The organism is Streptomyces hazeniae, from assembly GCF_031845485.1.
GTDB lineage: Bacteria > Actinomycetota > Actinomycetes > Streptomycetales > Streptomycetaceae > Streptomyces > Streptomyces hazeniae.
Window position 1 is genome coordinate 1 of record NZ_JAVREQ010000086.1, and the last position, 634, is coordinate 634.

The 634-nt window shown below is 69.9% G+C and carries 1 protein-coding gene; it reads left to right on the plus strand.

Going from position 1 to position 634, the window contains the following annotated elements; translation table 11 throughout:
- The coding region (locus RM572_RS28695; protein ID WP_311676295.1) for an AAA family ATPase at positions 1-634 on the plus strand (634 nt) is incomplete at both ends.

Sequence of the window (634 nt, forward strand, 5' to 3'; positions counted from 1 at the left end):
TTCGAGACGAGCAGGGGAGGGCGCCGCGTGACCACACCCGACCCGGAGGGCCAGTACAAGGCCCTGGAGAAGTTCGGCACCGACTTCACGGCCGCCGCGCGTGACGGCAAGCTGGACCCGGTCATCGGCCGGGACCAGGAGATCCGCCGCGTCGTGCAGGTCCTGTCGCGCCGGACGAAGAACAACCCGGTGCTCATCGGTGAGCCCGGCGTCGGCAAGACCGCCGTCGTGGAGGGGCTCGCCCAGCGCATCGTCAAGGGTGACGTCCCCGAGAGCCTGAAGAACAAGCGGCTCGTCTCGCTGGACCTCGGCGCGATGGTCGCGGGCGCGAAGTACCGCGGCGAGTTCGAGGAGCGCCTCAAGACCGTCCTCTCCGAGATCAAGGAGAGCGACGGCCAGATCATCACCTTCATCGACGAGCTGCACACCGTCGTCGGCGCGGGCGCGGGCGGCGACTCCGCCATGGACGCGGGCAACATGCTCAAGCCGATGCTCGCGCGCGGCGAGCTGCGCATGGTCGGCGCGACCACGCTGGACGAGTACCGCGAGCGCATCGAGAAGGACCCGGCCCTGGAGCGCCGCTTCCAGCAGGTGCTGGTGGCGGAGCCGTCCGTCGAGGACACCATCGCCATCC